The organism is Amycolatopsis sp. NPDC043885 (genome assembly GCF_056435685.1).
Genome location: NZ_JBWKEA010000002.1, coordinates 316,165 through 334,253 on the forward strand (window position 1 = coordinate 316,165; position 18,089 = coordinate 334,253).

General features: G+C 69.0%; 21 protein-coding genes. 13 read left to right on the forward strand and 8 right to left on the reverse strand.

What is annotated here, in order from left to right:
- Window positions 1–55: 55 nt before the first annotated feature.
- Complete coding sequence (locus AC069I_RS11165; RefSeq protein ID WP_478225696.1) at window positions 56–2,029, reverse strand: SDR family oxidoreductase; 1,974 nt, start codon at window positions 2,027–2,029, stop codon at window positions 56–58.
- A 58-nt stretch (window positions 2,030–2,087) separates the two neighbouring features.
- Entirely contained in the window at window positions 2,088–2,306 is a 219-nt protein-coding gene (locus AC069I_RS11170) for a hypothetical protein (RefSeq protein WP_478225695.1), read from the reverse strand.
- Between the two features lie 195 nt (window positions 2,307–2,501).
- Here AC069I_RS11170 and AC069I_RS11175 point away from each other — a divergent pair, with 195 nt between their 5' ends.
- On the forward strand, window positions 2,502–3,731 hold the full coding sequence (locus tag AC069I_RS11175) for an NAD(P)/FAD-dependent oxidoreductase (protein ID WP_478265318.1): 1,230 nt from the start codon (window positions 2,502–2,504) through the stop codon (window positions 3,729–3,731).
- Window positions 3,732–3,765: 34 nt separating this feature from the next.
- On the opposite strand, the gene AC069I_RS11180 is transcribed toward AC069I_RS11175, so the two are convergent.
- Window positions 3,766–5,013: a Bcr/CflA family multidrug efflux MFS transporter gene (locus tag AC069I_RS11180; protein WP_478265319.1), complete on the reverse strand. Its 1,248-nt coding sequence runs from the start codon at window positions 5,011–5,013 to the stop codon at window positions 3,766–3,768.
- A 230-nt stretch (window positions 5,014–5,243) separates the two neighbouring features.
- On the opposite strand from AC069I_RS11180, the gene AC069I_RS11185 reads away from it, so the two are divergent.
- Genes AC069I_RS11185 through AC069I_RS11210 form a run of 6 tightly spaced genes read left to right on the forward strand, consistent with a single transcriptional unit; the run spans window position 5,244 to window position 11,755 of the window.
- Window positions 5,244–6,104: a fumarylacetoacetate hydrolase family protein gene (locus tag AC069I_RS11185; RefSeq protein ID WP_478231548.1), complete on the forward strand. Its 861-nt coding sequence runs from the start codon at window positions 5,244–5,246 to the stop codon at window positions 6,102–6,104.
- Complete coding sequence (locus AC069I_RS11190; protein ID WP_478231547.1) at window positions 6,104–7,405, forward strand: enolase C-terminal domain-like protein; 1,302 nt, start codon at window positions 6,104–6,106, stop codon at window positions 7,403–7,405. The genes AC069I_RS11185 and AC069I_RS11190 overlap by 1 nt, the downstream gene beginning before the upstream one ends.
- Window positions 7,402–8,160 (forward strand): SDR family NAD(P)-dependent oxidoreductase, encoded by a 759-nt coding sequence (locus tag AC069I_RS11195; RefSeq protein ID WP_478265320.1) that lies wholly within the window; start codon window positions 7,402–7,404, stop codon window positions 8,158–8,160. The genes AC069I_RS11190 and AC069I_RS11195 overlap by 4 nt, the downstream gene beginning before the upstream one ends.
- Window positions 8,161–8,199: 39 nt before the next feature.
- Window positions 8,200–9,225, forward strand: a complete 1,026-nt coding sequence (locus AC069I_RS11200; protein ID WP_478231934.1) for a sugar ABC transporter substrate-binding protein — start codon at window positions 8,200–8,202, stop codon at window positions 9,223–9,225.
- Window positions 9,222–10,742: a sugar ABC transporter ATP-binding protein gene (locus AC069I_RS11205; RefSeq protein ID WP_478231545.1), complete on the forward strand. Its 1,521-nt coding sequence runs from the start codon at window positions 9,222–9,224 to the stop codon at window positions 10,740–10,742. Before AC069I_RS11200 ends, AC069I_RS11205 begins: the two co-directional genes overlap by 4 nt.
- Window positions 10,739–11,755: an ABC transporter permease gene (locus AC069I_RS11210; RefSeq protein ID WP_016336350.1), complete on the forward strand. Its 1,017-nt coding sequence runs from the start codon at window positions 10,739–10,741 to the stop codon at window positions 11,753–11,755. Before AC069I_RS11205 ends, AC069I_RS11210 begins: the two co-directional genes overlap by 4 nt.
- A gap of 85 nt (window positions 11,756–11,840) precedes the next feature.
- On the opposite strand, the gene AC069I_RS11215 is transcribed toward AC069I_RS11210, so the two are convergent.
- Complete coding sequence (locus AC069I_RS11215) at window positions 11,841–12,551, reverse strand: FadR/GntR family transcriptional regulator (RefSeq protein ID WP_034321224.1); 711 nt, start codon at window positions 12,549–12,551, stop codon at window positions 11,841–11,843.
- A 106-nt stretch (window positions 12,552–12,657) separates the two neighbouring features.
- Here AC069I_RS11215 and AC069I_RS11220 point away from each other — a divergent pair, with 106 nt between their 5' ends.
- Genes AC069I_RS11220 through AC069I_RS11235 form a run of 4 tightly spaced genes read left to right on the forward strand, consistent with a single transcriptional unit; the run spans window position 12,658 to window position 14,922 of the window.
- Window positions 12,658–12,960: an L-rhamnose mutarotase gene (locus AC069I_RS11220; protein WP_425342042.1), complete on the forward strand. Its 303-nt coding sequence runs from the start codon at window positions 12,658–12,660 to the stop codon at window positions 12,958–12,960.
- Window positions 12,957–13,928: an aldo/keto reductase gene (locus AC069I_RS11225; RefSeq protein ID WP_478225688.1), complete on the forward strand. Its 972-nt coding sequence runs from the start codon at window positions 12,957–12,959 to the stop codon at window positions 13,926–13,928. The genes AC069I_RS11220 and AC069I_RS11225 overlap by 4 nt, the downstream gene beginning before the upstream one ends.
- On the forward strand, window positions 13,925–14,770 hold the full coding sequence (locus AC069I_RS11230; protein WP_478265321.1) for an amidohydrolase family protein: 846 nt from the start codon (window positions 13,925–13,927) through the stop codon (window positions 14,768–14,770). The genes AC069I_RS11225 and AC069I_RS11230 overlap by 4 nt, the downstream gene beginning before the upstream one ends.
- Window positions 14,767–14,922 (forward strand): hypothetical protein, encoded by a 156-nt coding sequence (locus tag AC069I_RS11235; RefSeq protein WP_478265322.1) that lies wholly within the window; start codon window positions 14,767–14,769, stop codon window positions 14,920–14,922. Before AC069I_RS11230 ends, AC069I_RS11235 begins: the two co-directional genes overlap by 4 nt.
- A gap of 361 nt (window positions 14,923–15,283) precedes the next feature.
- On the opposite strand, the gene shbA is transcribed toward AC069I_RS11235, so the two are convergent.
- The 4 genes from shbA to AC069I_RS11255 form a co-directional block, all read right to left on the reverse strand.
- Entirely contained in the window at window positions 15,284–15,940 is a 657-nt protein-coding gene (gene shbA / locus AC069I_RS11240; protein WP_233621370.1) for an RNA polymerase sigma factor ShbA, read from the reverse strand.
- A 250-nt stretch (window positions 15,941–16,190) separates the two neighbouring features.
- The gene (locus AC069I_RS11245; RefSeq protein WP_340687246.1) at window positions 16,191–16,493 is read right to left on the reverse strand and encodes a DUF202 domain-containing protein; all 303 of its coding nucleotides are present in this window, start codon (window positions 16,491–16,493) and stop codon (window positions 16,191–16,193) included.
- The gene (locus AC069I_RS11250; protein WP_340687247.1) at window positions 16,490–16,840 is read right to left on the reverse strand and encodes a YidH family protein; all 351 of its coding nucleotides are present in this window, start codon (window positions 16,838–16,840) and stop codon (window positions 16,490–16,492) included. Before AC069I_RS11250 ends, AC069I_RS11245 begins: the two co-directional genes overlap by 4 nt.
- 10 nt (window positions 16,841–16,850) lie before the next feature.
- Window positions 16,851–17,306 (reverse strand): GtrA family protein, encoded by a 456-nt coding sequence (locus tag AC069I_RS11255; protein ID WP_478225686.1) that lies wholly within the window; start codon window positions 17,304–17,306, stop codon window positions 16,851–16,853.
- A 172-nt stretch (window positions 17,307–17,478) separates the two neighbouring features.
- On the opposite strand from AC069I_RS11255, the gene AC069I_RS11260 reads away from it, so the two are divergent.
- Entirely contained in the window at window positions 17,479–17,694 is a 216-nt protein-coding gene (locus AC069I_RS11260) for a hypothetical protein (protein ID WP_125673288.1), read from the forward strand.
- An 81-nt stretch (window positions 17,695–17,775) separates the two neighbouring features.
- Window positions 17,776–18,087 carry a hypothetical protein gene (locus AC069I_RS11265; RefSeq protein WP_005153325.1) on the forward strand — a complete coding sequence of 104 codons (312 nt, stop codon included), beginning with the start codon at window positions 17,776–17,778 and terminating at the stop codon, window positions 18,085–18,087.
- The last annotated feature ends 2 nt before the right edge of the window (window positions 18,088–18,089 follow it).

The following is an 18,089-nucleotide window of genomic DNA, read 5'->3' on the forward strand; positions in this document are numbered from 1 at the left end:
GAAACCGATGGTAGCGGCCGGGGGCGTCCCCCGATCGAGCCCTGGCGGCGGGACGTCAGGGACGGCGGCGCCAGACCAGCCGGGTGACGGCTCCCGCCACCGACGCGAGCGGAGCCTTCCTGGGCAGGCCACGGGATTCCGGCGCTGACTCGGGCATGGCGCGGTAGACGAGATGGGCGAAGAACCGTGCCGTCCGAGGTGCGACGAGCGTCACCAGTTCGGCGGCCGTTCCTTCGGGCAGGTTCAGGATCTCGGGTCGTTTCTCCAGCGCCTTCACCACCAGCGCGGCAGCGCGTTCGGGAGAACTCGACGGCATACCGCGATAGGACCCGGTCGGCGTGATCATGTCGGTGCGCACCAGCGGCATCCGGACCGAGGTGAAGGTGACGCCGTCGGAAAGCGTTTCCCGGCCGGCGGTCAGCCCGAACTCCTCCAATGCCGCCTTCGAGGCCAGGTAAGCGGAAAACCTCGGCGTGTCCGTTTGCAGTCCTTGGGTCGTCACGTTGACGACGTGCCCGAATCCGCGCGCGGTCATCGACGGCAGTAGGCCCAGCGTCAGCCGCACGGGGCCGAAGTAGTTGATCGCCATCGTCCGCTCGAAGTCGTGGAACCGTTCGGTGGACAGCGAAAGCGACCGCCGGATCGACCGGCCCGCGTTGTTGACCAGCATGTCGACGGCGCCGTGCGCGGCGAGCACGTCCTTGACCAGAGCGTCGACGGCACCGCCGTCGGTGAGGTCGCACGGATACGCCGACGCCTTCCCGCCCGCCGCGACGATCTGCTCGCGGACCTGTTCCAGCTCATCGGCGCGCCTGGCCACGAGGATCACTTCGCCGCCCTTCGCGGCGACGGCCAGCGCGGAGGCGCGACCGATGCCCGACGACGCGCCGGTGATCAGCACCTTGCGGCCGTCGAGGGGTTCCGGCCCCGGACGGCGGCGGCCGCGGTCGGGATCGAGGTGTTCCAGCCAGTATCGGTAGAGCGGACCGGCGTACTCCTCCAACGGCGGCAAGGTGATCCCGCTGCCTCCGAGCGCGGCCGTGGTCGCGCTCGTGTCGAAGTCGACCTCCATGCTCAGATGCGGCAGGACTTCCAGCGGGATGCCGAGTTCCGCCAGCACCGCCGCGCGGGCCGAACGCCCGCCGGGGACGCGGTCGAATCCGGCGGCCGCGGATTTCGCCAGCCGGGTTCCGGCCCGCTTCAGCGCTCCGGACGGCAGGGGAGGAAGGACCGCGGAGATCTTCGGCCCGCCCGCGGCCCGCGCGAAGGCGTTGTAGACCTCGTGAAGCGGCTGTGGCCGGGGCGACGCGAGGTGGTACGTGCTGCCGCTGGGCGCGTCGACGTGCATGAGGTGTTCCATCGCTTCGACGACGTAGTCGACCGGAACGATGTTCGTGGCGCCGAGATCCGGGGCGGCGAGAGGGAGACGCCGGGGCAACGCGGCGAGCCGCGAAATGGCCGGGAGGAAGTAGTACGGGCCGTCGATCTTGTCCATCTCGCCGGTCCGCGAATCGCCGGCCACGGCGGACGGCCGGTACACGCGGAACGGCGTTTTCCCGTGCTGTCGCACGAGTTTCTCCGCCTCGAACTTCGTCGCGTGGTACGGCGACGCGAAGCTCTGTCCGAGGTCGAAATCGGCCTCGGTGAACCGCCCGGCGTACTGCCCGGCGACCGCGATCGACGAGACGTGGTGGAAGAGCCCGGCCTTCGCGGCGACGGCGAACTCCAGGACGTTGCGGGTGCCGTCGACGTTGGCCGCGCGGTTCGCCGCTTCGTCCGCGGTGAGGTCGTAGATCGCGCCGAGATGCACGACGTGGTCAAGGGGCGCCAGATGGGCGGGATCGATGCCCAGCAGGGGTTCGGTCAGGTCGCCGGTGACGGGAACGAGCTTCTCGTGGCTCGGGAGCTTCCCGCGTGAGGTCTCCCTCACGAGAACATGGACGGCTACGGTCTCAGGTCGCCGTAGTAGGCGCGCGACCAGGCGTTTTCCCAGAAAACCCGTCGCGCCCGTCACGAAGTAGGTGGTCATGGCCGGCTCCTTCCGAACGGAGCCGACTCTACCTACTCGGAAGTAGGAACGGTAGTTGTCATTCCTTGTGGTCCGGATGTTCGGCCACCGCGACCACGGCGTCGCGGAGCGCGGCGCGCAAGCGCCCCACGTCCAGCGGCCCCAGTACGGCGGCCTCTCCGGGCGGTGCCACGAGCACGATCTTGTCGCTGCTCACGAACACCGTCACGTCCCTGCGCCTGCCCGCGAGATCCCGGCAGCCGACCGACCATTCGTCCCGGGGTGCCAACGTCCTCATCCTCCCGTATCCCATGATCTCCCTTTCTCGTCCGAGGCTGGGACGAGGCGCTTTCGGGGGCGTGACGCGGGTTACCCGACATTCCTACTGATGGGTTAACCGATCCCTCGTATCGTGATCGACTTCCGCCTTCACTGAGCCGGACGAGCACGAACGGGAGTAGCGTCCGGGGGAGGACTGCTTGGGAGGTCATCGATGTCCGAACCCAGGAAGATCGTCATCGTCGGAGCCGGTCTCGCCGGAGCGACGGCGGCCGGGACGCTGCGAGAGCGCGGTTACGCGGGAGAAATCCTGCTGCTCGGCACCGACACGCATCGCCCGTACGAATTACCGCCCTTGTCCAAAGGGCTCCTGATGGGCAAGGCCGATGAACCCGACTGGGTGCACGACGAGGGTTTCTACGGAGAGAAGGACATCGCCTTCGAGAGCGGCGTGACCGCGACCAAGGTCGAACTCGGCGCGCGGCTCGTGCACGACGACGCGGGCGGTGAACACCGTTTCGACCGGCTCGTGCTTGCGACCGGCTCGGGGGCGCGCTCGCTGCCGGTGCCCGGCGGGGACCTGCCGGGACTGCGGACCCTGCGCACCCTCGACGACGCGCTGGCGCTGCGCTCGGCGTTCAAGGATGCCGGACGGGTGGTGATCGTCGGCGCGGGCTGGATCGGGACCGAGGCCGCGGCGGCCGCCAGGGAACACGGTGCCGAGGTGACCGTGGTCGACCAGGTCGGCTCACCCTTGCTCGCGGTGCTGGGCGAGCAGGTGTCCGGGGTGTTCAAAGGCCTGCACACCGAGCACGGCGTGAACTGGCGTTTGGGTGAAGGCGTCGCCGGATTCACGGGCGGCCCGGACGGGGTGACGGGTGTTCGCCTGAAGAGTGGTGACGAGCTTCCCGCGGACGTCGTCCTGGTGGCCGTCGGCGCCGCGCCGCGGGTCGACCTCGCGCACGCCGCCGGGCTGGAACTGTCCGACGACGGAGGCGTCTGCGCCGACGCCGGCCTGCGGACGGCGGCGCCCGACGTCTACGCCATCGGCGACATCGCCGCGCATTTCCATCCCCGCTACGGAAAACGTGTCCGCGTCGAGCACTGGTCGAACGCGAAGTGGCAGGGCGAGCACGTCGCCGGGAACCTGCTGGGGGAGAACAAGCCGTACCTGCGGAGTCCCTATTTCTTCTCGGACCAGTACGACCTTGGCTGCGAATACCGGGGTCTCGCCGATCCCGAACGGGATGAGCTCGTGGTGCGGGGCGATCTCGCGGCGCGGGACTTCACGGCGTTCTGGCTGCGGGACGGGCAGGTGACCGCCGCGATGAACGTCAACCAATGGGACGACGGGGACGCGTTGAAGGCCCTGGTCGAGGGGCGCGCGGCGGTGACCGCGGAGCAGTTGAGGACCGCTGACCTCAAGGGACTCGTGAGTGGCTAGGACGGTTAGAACCGTCCTAGCCACTCACGAGCCTCTACGCCCGCGCGGCCGCCAGTGCTGGTGTCGCGGACCGCGTCATGGTCCAGAAGGCCAGCAGCGCCAGTACGCCGAAGGCCGCCATCACGATCCCCATCGGGACCGCGGTGCCCGCGCCGCCCAGCCCGACCAGCGGAGTCGCCAGCCCGCCGACGACGAACTGCAGCACGCCGAGCAGCGCCGATGCCGAACCGGCGGACCGCGCCTGTTCGGCGAGCGCCAGGGAGCTCGCGTTCGGCGCCACCATGCCGATGCTCGACACCAGGATGAACAGCGGGATCAGCAACCCGGCCAGGCCGAGGTCCAGCACCGCCGCGGCCAGGACGCCGAATCCGGCGACCGCCGCGATGACGAGACCGACGGTCAGCAGGGTCCGTTCCGGGAAGCGGCCGACGATACGCCCGTTCAGCTGGCCGACGGCCACGATGCCGATGCCGTTGAGCCCGAACACCAGGCTGTACGCCTGCGGGCTGAGCCCGTAGACGCCTTGCAGCGCGAAGGACGAGCCGGAGATGTAGGCGAACAGGCTCCCGAACATCAGCCCGGAGGCCAGCGCGTAGCCGAGGAAGCCGCGGTCGCGGAGCAGGCTCGCGTACTTCCGCAGCACCGAGCCGAACCGCGCGGGCGTGCGGCGTTCCTCGGGCAGCGGTTCCGGCAGCAGGAAGAAGACGACGGCGAGCAGGATCGCGCCGAACACGGTCAGGCAGACGAACACGCCGCGCCACGAGGTCCAGTTCAGAATCTGGCCGCCGATGATCGGCGCCAGGATCGGGGCGAGCCCGTTGACCAGCATGAGCAGCGAGAAGAACTTCGTCATCGCGGTGCCGGAGTAGAGGTCGCGCACGGTCGCCCTGGCGATCACGATGCCCGCCGCGGCGCCGAAGGCCTGGACGCCTCGTGCGGCGATGAGCAGTTCGGCGGTCGGGGCGACGGCGCACAGGATCGAGCCGACCATGTAGAGCGCGAGGCCCGCCACGAGCGGTTTGCGGCGGCCGATCGCGTCGGACAGCGGTCCGAGGATCAGCTGGCCGATGGCGAGCCCGATGATGAACGCGCTCAGTGTGAGCTGCACGGTCGCGTCCGCCGCGCGCAGTTCGCCCGCCATCCGCGGCAGCGCGGGCAGGTACATGTCGATGGACAGGGGCCCGAAGGCGGACAGGCCGCCGAGGATCAGGACGAATCGGGCGCGTCCGCTCGTGCGGGGCCGCGCGACGGGTTCTTCCACTCGCTCGGGCGCGATGGTCATGCTCTTCCCTTCCCCAGTCATGGTTCCGCGACGAATAACTTGCTTAGAGTAGGTAACTATTCCCTCTGTGACCCATCGCACTTCCTCGTCCGACTACTGATCCGATCAATTTTCGATCCAAATCCGAACGGACCCTAGATCTTGGCCAAGCTCGTCGGGTATACATCGGATGTCTGTTCGTTGCTGTGGGAGCCGTTGATTGTTGGCGGTTCGGCTTGAAGGGAAAATCCGTGCAGCTGTTGCGACTCGGGGAGCCGGGAAGTGAGCGTCCGTTCGTACGTGCCGGGGACGGCACGCTGCGCGACCTCTCGGGGCTGACCACCGACATCGATGGCGGCTTCTTCGCGAGCGACGGCGTGGCCAGGGTCGCCGCCGCGCTGGCCGCCGGTGAGCTGCCCGAAGCCGGCCCCGAAGCCGCGCGGGCCAGGGTGGGCGCGCCGATCGCGCGGCCGGGCAAGGTCGTCTGCATCGGCCTCAACTACCGGCAGCACGCCGAGGAGTCCGGCGCCGCCGTCCCGACCGAGCCCGTCGTGTTCATGAAGGCCTCCGACGTCGTGGTCGGGCCGGAGGACGACGTGCTCGTGCCGCGCGGCTCGACCAAGACCGACTGGGAGGTCGAGCTCGGCGTCGTCATCGGCAAGACCGCGCGCTACCTCGAAAGCGCCGAAGAGGCGCTCGAGTACGTCGCCGGTTACACCGTCTCGAACGACGTGTCCGAACGCGAGTTCCAGCTCGAACGCGGCGGCACCTGGGACAAGGGCAAGTCGTGCGAGAACTTCAACCCGCTCGGCCCGTGGCTGGTCACCGCCGACGAGGTGGCCGATCCGCAAGCCCTCGGCCTGCGGTTGTGGGTCAACGGCGAGAAGAAGCAGGACTCCTCGACCAAGGACATGATCTTTCCGGTCGCCGAGATCGTGCACTACCTGAGCCGGTTCATGGTGCTGCGGCCCGGCGACCTGATCAACACCGGCACTCCGCAGGGCGTCGCCCTCGGCCAGCCGGATCCCAAGCCGTACCTGCGCGAAGGGGACGTCATCGAGCTCGAGATCGACGGCCTCGGCCGCCAGCGCCAGAACGTCAGGCAGGCGTGATGGCGAAGATCGTGGGCATGGAGGTGCTCGACGTCCGGTTCCCCACGTCGCGGGAGCTCGACGGTTCGGACGCCATGAACCCGGACCCGGACTACTCGGCCGCGTACGTCGTGCTGCACACCGACGGCGGTCCGGACGGGTACGGACTCGCTTTCACCATCGGCCGCGGCAATGACGTCCAGGCCGCGGCGATCCGCGCGCTGGAACCGCACGTCGTCGGCATGGACGTGCCGACCGACGCCGCCGCTCTCGGCGCCCTGTCGAGGACGCTGGTCGGCGATTCGCAACTGCGGTGGCTCGGCCCGGAAAAGGGTGTCGCGCATATGGCGATCGGCGCGGTGGTCAACGCCGCCTGGGATCTCGCGGCGCGCGTCGCCGGCCTCCCGGTCTGGCGATTCGCCGCCGAAATGTCGCCCGAGGACCTGGTCTCCCTCGTCGACTTCCGCTACCTGACCGACGCGCTGACCGAGCAGGAGGCGCTCGACATCCTCCGCGCCGCCGAGCCGGGCCGCGCCGAGCGGATCGCCCGGATCGAGCGTGACGGATACCGCGCGTACAGCACTTCTCCCGGCTGGCTCGGCTACTCGGACGCGAAACTGGTCCGGCTCGCCGAGCAGGCGGTGACGGACGGCTTCGAGATGATCAAGCTGAAGGTCGGCGGGAATCTGGAGGACGACGTCCGCCGGATGAAACTCGCCCGCGAGACCGTCGGCCCGGACATCCGGGTCGCCGTCGACGCGAACCAGCGCTGGGACGTCTCGACCGCGATCACCTGGATGACCGCGCTGGCGCCGTACGACCCGTACTGGATCGAGGAGCCCACCTCGCCGGACGACGTGCTCGGGCACGCCACGATCGCCAAGGCGCTCGCCCCGATCCGGGTGGCCACCGGCGAGCACGTCCAGAACCGTGTGGTGTTCAAGCAACTGTTGCAGGCGGGCGCGATCTCGGTGCTGCAGCTGGACGCCGCCAGGGTCGGCGGGTTCAACGAGAACCTGGCGATCCTGTTGCTGGCGGCCAAGTTCGGGATCCCGGTGTGCCCGCACGCCGGCGGTGTCGGGCTGTGCGAACTCGTCCGGCACCTGTCGATGTTCGATTTCGTGGCGGTATCCGGCTCCGGCACCGACCGGTCCATCGAGTGGGTCGACCACCTCCACGAGCACTTCACCGATCCGGCAGCCGTCGTCGACGGCCGCTACGTCGCCCCGTCCGCGCCGGGCTTCTCGGCACGGATGCACGACGCGACGCTGCGCCGGTTCACCTTCCCCGACGGTCCGGAATGGACGGAGACAAGCAAGTGAGTGAGTTCGAAGGCCTCGTCGCGGCGGTCACCGGAGGCGCGTCGGGAATCGGCCGGGCCACCGCGGACCTGCTCGCCGCACGCGGGGCGAAGGTCGCGGTCCTCGACCTGAATCCCGGTGACCTTCCCGAAGGTCTCACCGGATTCCGCTGCGACGTCGGTTCCGACGAAGAGGTCCGGTCGGCGATCGACGCGGTCGCGGACCGGTTCGGCGGGATCGACGTCCTGGTCAACAACGCGGGTATCGGCGCGCAGGGCGACGTCACCGCCAACAGCGACGACGAATGGCACCGCGTGCTCGACATCAACGTCGTCGGCATGGTGCGGCTGGCGCGGGCGGCGTTGCCGCACCTCAAGAACTCGCCCTCGGCCGCGATCGTCAACACCTGTTCGATCGCCGCGTGGGCGGGCTTGCCCAACCGTGCGCTGTACTCGGCCAGCAAGGGCGCGGTGCTCTCGCTGACCCTGGCGATGGCGACCGACCACCTCGCCGACCGGATCCGGGTCAACTGCGTCTGCCCCGGCACCGCGGACACCCCGTGGGTCGGCAGGCTGCTCGACGCCGCGGGCGATCCGGAGACCGAACGCGCCGCGCTGGCCGCCCGTCAGCCGATGGGCAGGCTGGTCACCGCGGACGAGGTCGCGAACGCGGTCGTGTACCTGGCCAGCCCGCTGTCGGCTTCGACCACCGGCACGGCGCTCGCTGTCGACGGAGGGATGTACGGGCTGCGCCCGCGCGGCCCGGTCCAGCGGTAGTTTTTCGCTGTCATCAAGGAGGATGCGGTGCGTACGAGGGTGATCAAGGTGGCCGCCGCGGCCACCGCGTTCGGGCTGGCCCTGTCGGCCTGTGGGTCCACGAAGGACAACGCCCCCCAGCCGGGTACGGGCGGGGGCGGCAAGGTCGGCGCGACGATCCCGTTGCTGACCTCGCCGTTCTGGCAGGCCTACAACAACTACGTACCGCTGAAGGCGAAGGAACAGGGTGTCGAGGCGCTGCCGACGGTCAACGCGGACAGCGACTCGGCGAAGCAGATCACCGACATCAACACCTTGCTCAACCAGGGCGTCAAGGGCCTGGTCGTGACGCCGCTGGACTCCGCGGCCGTCGTGGCGGGCCTCAAGGCGGCGGAGAACAAGGGGGTCCCCGTGGTCGCCGTCGACGTCGCGCCGGAGAGCGGCAAGGTCGCCATGGTGGTGCGCGCGGACAACAAGGCGTACGGCACCAAGGCCTGCGAGGCGATCGGCGCGAAGGTGACGTCGGGCAAGGTCGTGCAGGTCATGGGCGACCTGGCCTCGGTCAACGGCCGCGACCGCTCCGAGGCGTTCCGGCAGTGCATGAAGACGAAGTACCCGGACGTCCAGGTGCTGGAGGTCGCCGCCGAATGGAAGGCGGACAAGGCTTCGTCCGGTTTGGACAGTCTGCTGACCGCGAACCCGGATATCAAGGCCGTGTACATGCAGGCGGGCGGCGTGTACCTGGCGCCGACGCAGCAGGCGCTCAAGCGCAAGAACCTCTACTTCCCGGTCGGCGACCCGAAGCATGTCGTGCTGGTCAGCAACGACGGCATCCCGCAGGAGCTCGCCGCGATCCGCGCGGGCGAACTCGACGCGACCGTCTCGCAGCCGGCCGACGACTACGCCAAGTACGGCATGTACTGGATCAAGAAGGCCATGGCGGGGGAGACCTTCAAGGCGGGGCCGACCGATCACGGCAGCACCGTCGTCGAGGTCCGGCCCGGCATCCTGGAAGACCAGCTCCCCGCGCCCGTCGTCACCAAGGACAACGTGGACGACAAGGCACTCTGGGGGAACAACCTGTGAGCGCGCTGCCCGCCGGATCCGCCGCCGTGCCGGTGGTCAGCGCACAGGGCGTCGGCAAACGCTACGGCCCGACCGTGGCGCTGTCCGACGTCAGCCTCACCGTGCACCCCGGCGAGTCGCACGCGCTCGTCGGCCGCAACGGTGCCGGGAAATCGACACTCGTCTCCATCCTCACCGGACTGTCCAAAACGGACACCGGGCGCGTCGAGTTCGGCGGCGTCCCCGCACCGCCCTTGTCCAGGCAGGACGACTGGAAACGCGCGGTCGCCTGCGTCTACCAGCACGCGATGGTCGTCCCGCAGCTGACCGTCGCGGAGAACCTGTTCCTCAATCGCCAGTCGGGCACGGGGTTCGCGATCGGCTGGAAGCGGTTGCGCCGTCAGGCACGGGAACTGCTCGACTCCTGGGACGTGCGGGTCGACGTCGACACCCCGGCGGGCGAGCTTTCGGTGGAGGACCGGCAGTTCGTCGAGATCGCCAGGGCGCTCTCCTACGGTGCCCGGTTCATCGTTCTCGACGAACCGACGGCGCAGCTGGACAGCCAGGCGATCGAACGGCTCTTCGCGCGGATGCGCCAGATGCAGGACAACGGGGTGACGTTCCTGTTCATCTCGCATCACCTCCACGAGGTCTACGAAGTCTGTCAGGCGGTCACCGTGCTGCGCGACGCCAAGCACATCCTGACCGCGCCGGTCTCCGAGGTCGGGCGTGCCGAGCTGATCGACGCGATGACCGGTGAGCAGGGCGGGCTTTCCGTGCGTGACGCCTCCACCCGCGAGGCGCTGGCTCAGGACGCCGACGAGGTGCTGACCGTCGACGGGCTTTCCGGTGACGGGTTCTCCGACGTGACCTTCCGGATCCATCGCGGCGAGGTGATCGGGCTCGCGGGCAGCAACGCCAGCGGCAAGCATCAGGTCGCCGAAACCGTGTACGGCCTCCGTTCGCCGTCCGGCGGCACGATCGAGGTGGACGGGAAGCCGCTGAAACCGGGCGACATCCCGGCCGCGATCCGCGCCGGGATCGGCTGTGTGCCGAGGGACCGGCACCACGAGGGGCTGGTGCTGGAGCATTCCATCGCGGACAACGCCACACTGTCCATTTTGGACCGTATGGGGAAGGGTGGCCTGGCGTCACCGGGCGCGCGATACGGCCGTGCCGCCCAGGCGTTGAAGGACTACGACATCGTCGCGGCCGACGCGGACCAGCCGGTGTCCGACCTTTCCGGTGGCAATCAGCAGAAAGTCGTCCTGGCCCGCGCGCTGGCCGGGGATCCGCGCCTGGTGGTGCTCATCAACCCGACCGCGGGCGTGGACGTGAAATCGAAGGAAGCGCTGCTCGCGGTCGTCGACCGGGTGCGCGCGGAGGGCAAGGCGGTGCTGATCGTCAGCGACGAGCTGGACGATCTTCGTCTGAGCGACCGGGTGCTGGTGCTGCGCGCCGGTGCCGTGGTCGCCGAACACCGGGCGGGCTGGTCCGACGGCGACCTGGTGGCCGACATCGAAGGAGTCGAACGGTGACCGAGTTGATGACCGATCCGAAGACTTCGACACTCGCGGCACCGCCGAAGCGCCGGAAGTTCCGCTGGCTGCGCGAACTCGCCCTGGTGCCCGCGCTCGTCGTGGTGCTGATCATCGGAGGACTGATCAGTGACACGTTCCTGACCTTCGGCAGCATCGTCGGGATCCTGTCCGCCTCGGCAGCGCTGTCGATGGTGGTGCTGGGCGAATCCCTCGTGCTGCTCACCGGGAAGTTCGACCTGTCGCTGGAATCCACCATGGGCATGGCGCCCGCGCTCGGCGCGATGCTGGTCATCCCAGTGGCGTCCTCGGGCTTCGGCACCGAGATCCCCGGCTTCGCGGGCATCCTCGCCGTACTGGTGGCCGGTGCCGCGGTCGGGTTCGTGAACGGCTTCCTGATCGTCAAGCTGAAGCTGAACGCCTTCATCGTCACGCTGGCGATGCTGACGGTGCTGCGCGGCACGCAGATCGGGTCCACCCAGGGAAAGACGCTCTTCGATCAGCTGGACGTGTTCACCGCGCTGGCCACGACGACGTTCATCGGGCTGCCGATGTCGGTGTGGCTGGCCGCGGCGCTGTTCACCGTGTTCGGGCTGGGACTGCGGTATCACCGGATCGGCCGGTCGCTCTACGCCATCGGCGGCAACCGGGAAGCCGCGCGGGCTGCCGGTATCCGGGTCGACCGGATCTCGTGGGGTGTCTTCGTGGTGGCCGGTGTGCTGGCCGCGCTCGGCGGGCTCGCGTACACCGGCTACGTCGGTGCGCTCGGGGCGGACCAGGGCGACGGATTGATCCTTCAGGTGTTCGCGGCTGCGGTGATCGGCGGTGTCTCACTGGACGGTGGGAAGGGCACTCTGGTCGGGGCGCTCACCGGTGTGCTGCTCCTGCAGACGGTCACCAACCTGCTGCAGGTGGCGCAGGTGCCGCCGGAATGGCTGAAGGCGATCTACGGCGTGATCATCCTGGTCGCGCTGATCATCTCCCGCTATGCCGGCGGGAAGGCCCAAACGTAGTCCGAAAGTCCGTGAAGGCCTCCTTCCCTACCTTGAGAGTAGGGAAGGAGGCCTTCACGGAGCGTCCATGGAGGAGAGTGCGGTGTCAGGAAGCTTCGGCGGCAGTGGTGGGGTCGTCGGCGGTGCCGAGCGCGTTGCGGAGCCACTGCTCCACCCCCGCCACGTGCACGGTCGCCCAGGAACGCGCGAGTTCGGGCTCGCGGGCCGCGATGGCCTCGTAGATCGCCGTGTGCTGCTCGCGGGTCTTCGCGACCGCGCCCTCCTGGGTGAGCCCGCGCCAGATGCGGGCCCGCGCGGTGGGGCCGGACAGGCTGTCCAGCAGGGAGCACAGCACCGGATTGCCGGAGCCGTCGGCGATCTTGCGATGGAACTGCAGGTCGTTCGCGACCAGCGCCTCCACCGTCGGCGAGTCGGCCAGTTCGTCGAGCAGGCGGCCTAGTTCCTCGATGTCCTCGTCGCTCATGTGCATCGCGGCCAGCGCCGTCGCCGCCGGTTCGAGGATCCGGCGCACGGCGAGGAAGTCCAGCACGGTGTCGTCGCGGTGGAAGTCCACCACGAACGTCATCGCGTCGAGGAGGAGATTCGGTTCGAGGCTGGTGACGTACGTTCCGTCGCCCTGGCGGACGTCGAGCACGCGGATCAGGCACAACGCCTTCACCGCTTCGCGCAGCGAACTGCGGGACAGGCCGAGCCGCTGGGCCAGTTCGGCCTCCTTCGGCAGCCTGTCGCCCGGAGCAAGCTCGCCGGAGATGATCATGTCCTTGATCTTGTCGATCGCGACATCGGTGACCGGCATGTTCCACCGCCCTCCCCGAAGACCTCGGATGTTTGAGTGTTAGTTGACAGAGTGCCATGTTTCGAGTCGAGGAGGCGCGGTGACCCACGGTGTCACACTACAAAGAGTGGCGCTCCACACCCGGTTGAAGCCGGGCAAGGAGGCCGAATACGAGTCGGTCCACGCCGTGATCCCGCCTGAGCTGGACGAAGCCCTGCGCGGTGCGGGCGTGCGTTCGTGGCGGATCTGGCGGGACGGGCTCGACCTGTTCCACGTCGTGGAGGTCGAGGACTACGCGAAGATGCGCGCGATCCTGCGCGACCACCCGGCCAACATCCCGTGGCAGGCACGGATGTCGGAACTGCTCGACGTCGAGGACGACTACTCGGGCGACGATTCGGGGCTCGGCCTCGTTTGGGAGCTTCCGTGAAGATCCCCCTGTCCCCGCTGGGGCTCGGCTGCGCGCAGCTGGGCAACCTGTACCACGCCATCACCGACGAGACGGCCGAAGCGACCGTCCGGCAGGCGTGGGACGAAGGCATCCGTTACTTCGACACCGCCCCGCACTACGGTCTCGGGCTGTCGGAACGGCGGCTGGGCGCGGCGCTTTCGGCGTATCCCCGCGCGGATTTCGTGGTCTCGACGAAGGTCGGCCGCGTGCTGGAACCCGATCCCGGCGGCGCTTCGCGCACCGACTCGCAGGGTTTCGTCGTTCCCGCCGCGTACAAACGCAGATGGGACTTCAGCCGCGACGGGATCCTCCGGTCGCTTGAGGACAGTCTGGAACGGCTGGGGCTCGACCGCGTCGACGTCGTCTACGTGCACGACCCGGACGAACACTTCGAGGACACCGTCAACGGTGCGTTCCCCGCGCTGCTCGAACTACGGGAGCAGGGTGTCGTCGACGCCATCGGGGCAGGGATGAACCAGGCGCCGATGCTCACGGAGTTCGTCCGCCGGTTCGATCTCGACGTGATCCTGCTGGCCGGCCGGTACACCCTGCTCAACCAGCCCGCGCTCGACGACCTTCTTCCGCTGTGCGCGGAGCGCGGCGTGGACGTGGTGGCGGGCGGGGCGTTCAACGCCGGGATCCTCGCCACCGCGTCGCCGGGCACGATGTACGACTACGCCGAGGCCCCCGCCGAACTGGTGGAGCGCGCCCAGCGGATCGCCGACGTCTGCGCGCGGCACGGTGTCGAACTCCCGCAGGCCGCGCTGGCGTTGCCCGCCGCGCATCCATCGGTGGTGTCCGTCGTCGTCGGCGCGCACGATCCCGGCCAGGTCCGGCTCAACGCCGAACGGTTCCGGCGTCCGGTGCCACGCGAGGTGTGGACGGACCTGATCCGTGCGGGACTGTTGCGTGAGGACACCGTGCTGCGGCAGGAGGGACGGCCGTGATCGACGCGCACCATCATCTTTGGGATCCCGCGCGGCGGGACTACCCGTGGATGACCGGTACGGCACTGGAACCGATCCGCCGTCCGTACACAGTGGACGGTCTGCGCACGGTGACGAAGGCGGTGGGGGTGAAGGGGACCGTGCTGGTGCAGACGGTCTCGTCGGAAGAGGAGACACACGAGTTCCTCGCGGCGGCTCAGGCCGAGCCGCTCATCGTGGGCGTCGTCGGCTGGACCGACCTCACCGCGCCCGGCGTCGCCGAGCGCGTGGCGTCGTTTTCCGGGCCGTTGGTGGGAATCCGGCATCAGGTGGAGGACGAGCCGGACCCGTCGTGGCTGACGCGGCCCGAGGTCCTGCGTGGTCTCGCCGCCCTCGGTGAGGCCGGGCTGGCGTACGACCTGCTGGTGAAGCCACCGCAGCTCCCCGCCGCGCTCGCCGCCGCGAAAGCGTTGCCGGACCAGGTTTTCGTGCTCGACCACGCCGCGAAGCCACCGATCGCCACGGGCGAATGGCAGCCGTGGGCCGATGGTGTCGCGGCCTTGGGGGAGCTGGACAACGTGTACTGCAAGCTTTCGGGGCTGGTGACCGAGGCCGACTGGGCGCGGTGGAAGGTCGGGCATCTGGCGCGCTGGGCCGAACACGTACTGGAGTCCTTCGGGGCTTTGCGGCTGATGTTCGGCTCGGACTGGCCGGTCTGCGAACTCGCGGCGGCGTACGAAGTCGTCGTGGACACCGCTTTTTCGCTGACGGGCTCGCTGAGCGATGGTGAGCGGCTGGAGTTCTTCGACGGCACCGCGAAGCGCGCTTACCGGCTTCCCGCCGCGGGTACCCGGCCCTCATGACGACAGCACCGTTCGAACCGAACCCCCACACCGGGGAAGTCCGTATCGCGGCCGCGGACGCCGGACCGGGCGCACCGGAGCCCGCCGAAGGTTTCGGTCCCGTCGACAACGAGGACCACACGTCCGTTCCCCCGGACGACGAGGACCAGTGAGCAGGCTGGATGTGCCGAGCCCCACGTGCCGCGCCGGTTTGGCCGATGGCGGGGCGGGTATCGAGTGCTCGTGACTTCCTCTATGGAGAAAGAGCCCGGCGCGGGTTCGCTGCCGATCGCCGGTGACCACGGATGATCGTCGTGGCTCCGGTGTTCGTCGCCCATCGCAGAGCGATGGAGTCGCGCACTCAGGCGTGGCATTCCGGGCGGAACCGGATCCATCGGTGATCGCGAAGTTGCCCCGGGCGGTCGGCGTCGCCGAACTGCGGCGGTGAATCGCTCCGAGCGGAAGAAGTGGGCGGCGCGGGGTCCGGGCGCCTGAGAGCCGCCGATCGACGACCTGCGGCAGGGGGACGAAAGATCAGAACTCGTCCTGCTTGACCATCGTCCGCAGGCGGGCCAGTGCGCGGTGCTGCGTCACGCGCACGTTGCCGGCGGAGATCCCGAGCGCTTCGGCGGTTTCGGCGGCGGACAGGCCGACGGCGATGCGGAGGGCGAGGATCTCCTGCTGCACCCGCGGCAGGGTGGAGAGCAGGCGGCTGAGCCGGGCACCGAGGTCCAGGTGCAGGGCGTGCGTTTCGGGTTCGTTGTCGCCGATGGGCCGTTCCGGCAGTTCCGGGACCGGTTCCGACCGGTCGCGGGAGACCGCGCGGTAGGCGTCCGCGACCTTGTTGGCGGCGATGGCGTGCACGAGGTAGAGGAACGAGCCGCCGCGATCCTGATAGCCGGGCAGCGCCTTCAACACCGCCATGCACACTTCCTGCGCGACGTCGTCCGCCGACAGGTAGGACAGGTCGCGGCCGCCCATTCTGGCGCGGCAGTAGCGGACCACGACGGGGCCGATCATCCGCAGGAGGGACTGGATCGCGGCGGGATTCCCGTCGCCCGCGTCCTTGACGAGGGGGTCGAGGTCCTCCTTCGTCAGCCGTCCGCCCGGTCGAGGCAGGTTCTCCGGAGTCGTGTATCCGGGGACCGCATCGGGGGTGACGGTTCTGGACGCGCTGGAAGTTGCTTGCATGGTCGTCCTCCCCGGCCGACCCTGCGACCTTCGCTGTCGAGGGGTCAACACTCCGTAACGATTGAGGGCGGCAGATGCTCCGTAAGATCAGATTCATCTGCCGCCGTTGCGACGCAGCGTAATCGTAGGCGTCGATCGGACGGCAGTAAAGATTTCAACTAGAGATAGCCCATTCGCCGGAGTCGGCTTAATACAACCGAGACTCTGCGCCGGGAAAACGGGCCCCGAGGTAGCTGGACGTGTGCGCCACTTAGCGCACCGCGATCAGCGCGACCGCTGTCGCTACGACGAGTGCCGATGCCGTGACAGCAACGACTCTGTTAAGAGGTTTCGGGGTTCCCGGGCGGCGGAGTGCTCGTTCACGGATCGCGCCGGTGGCGACCAAGGTGATCACCATGGCGCCCGCGAACGCGACCGGGACGACCGCCGTCCCCCAGCCCCGCCGGGCCGCGGTGTGCAAGAGCAGGAGTGTGCAGGCAGTAGCCGCGAGCGCGGTCCGGCGCCACGCCAGCCCGGTCCGCTCCGCTTGCGCTCCGTGATCGCGCGGGCTCACGAAAAGACCACGAGCGCCGCCGCCGTCAGGGTGATCGCGAGGATCCCGGCGGTCAGCAGGATCAGCATCCCGCTCTTCGGCAGCGGCCGTCCCGCGCGCATCGCGCTCTGCACCTGCCGCCAGCGTGGATACGCGCTCGCCGCGACGACGGCGGCCAGCAGGACGCACAATCCCGCCAGGACGGTGCTCAACGCGCTCGGGTCGGGAACCAGCTGATGGACGGCGACGCCGCCGGCCAGCAGGCCGAGGGCCGTCCGGAGCCAGGCGAGGAAGGTCCGTTCGTTGGCGAGCGTGAATCGGTAATCGGGTTCGGAGCCGCCGTCGTGCGGGCCGTTGATCTCTGCCACTTGAAGGAGACTAGGCGTTCCGGCGCGCGAAGACCCACCAGCGAAGGACCGCGAAGCGCGCGATGCCGCCCACGACGCTGGCCGCGAGCAGGGCGCCTGTCTGTTCCAGCGCGGTCGGCTCGGTGATCACCGCGTCGAGCGACGCGAGCACGATCGAGCCGTACGCGGCGTAGAAGGCGAAGGTCACCAGATCCTGGAAATGCCGTTTGCCCGCGTTGCTCTTCCGGGTGGCGAAGGTGACCCTGCGGTGGAATTCGGTGTTCCCGACGGTCGTGACCGCGAGCGCGACCAGATTGGCGAACTGGGGGCCGAGGATCGGCTGCAGGACAAGGAACACCACCGCCTGCAGGCCGGTGGCGGCGACGCCGGCGACGACGTACCAAGCGGCATGGTTGCCGAGTTCGTGATGCCGCTCCGGCGCGCGCCGGATGATCCGGTGCCCTGGCGCCCACCTGGTGGTGGTCATACCGACGACGCTACTCCTTGTTTCACAAACTCGTGAAGGTAGTGAACCACCTGAGAAACTGTGATCCCCGCGACAGCGCCGCCGTTTGGCCTGCGGAGACGCCGGGTAAGCCACAGGGACCGGGTCGAGTACAGCACGTCCCGGCCAACGTCCGACCAGGAGGGAGCGGCCGATGAGCGACCGGGAGACCGCGGAGCCGGAGACGTTGGATCCCAGCGAGGCACTCGACGAGGACGAACTCCGCGTCGACCCGCTCGAAGAAGGCGTCGAACCGCCCGAGCACTGGAGCGGGGCAGACCGCTTCGGGACAACGCCCGCGGAGATCCACGAAGGGGAGTCGCACGCCATGCGGCTGGCCGAGGAGGAGCCGGACGTCGGCGAGAAGTGATCTTCACTCACACGGCGGGCTGTGCCGACAGCCCCTAGCGTGGTCGGTCAAGTGCAAGACCGCGACGAAGGAAGGGCAGAGATGCTGACAGTCACCGAAGCCGCCGCCGAGGCGATCACCGCACTGACCGGCCAGGAGAACGGCCAGGACGGGGGCGGACTGCGGTTCGCGATGCATTCCCAGCAGGGGGACAGTCCCCAGCTCGCGGTTTCCGTCGCCCCCGAACCGGAAAGCGGCGACAAGGTACTCGGCGCCGACGGCGGTCCGAAGGTGTTCTTGGAGCCGGAAGCCGCCGCGTTGCTCGACGACAAGGTGCTCGACGTCCAGCAGGACGAAACCGGCGAAGTCGCCTTCGCCGTACTCCCGCAGGCTCAGCCCCAGCCTGGCAGCTGAGC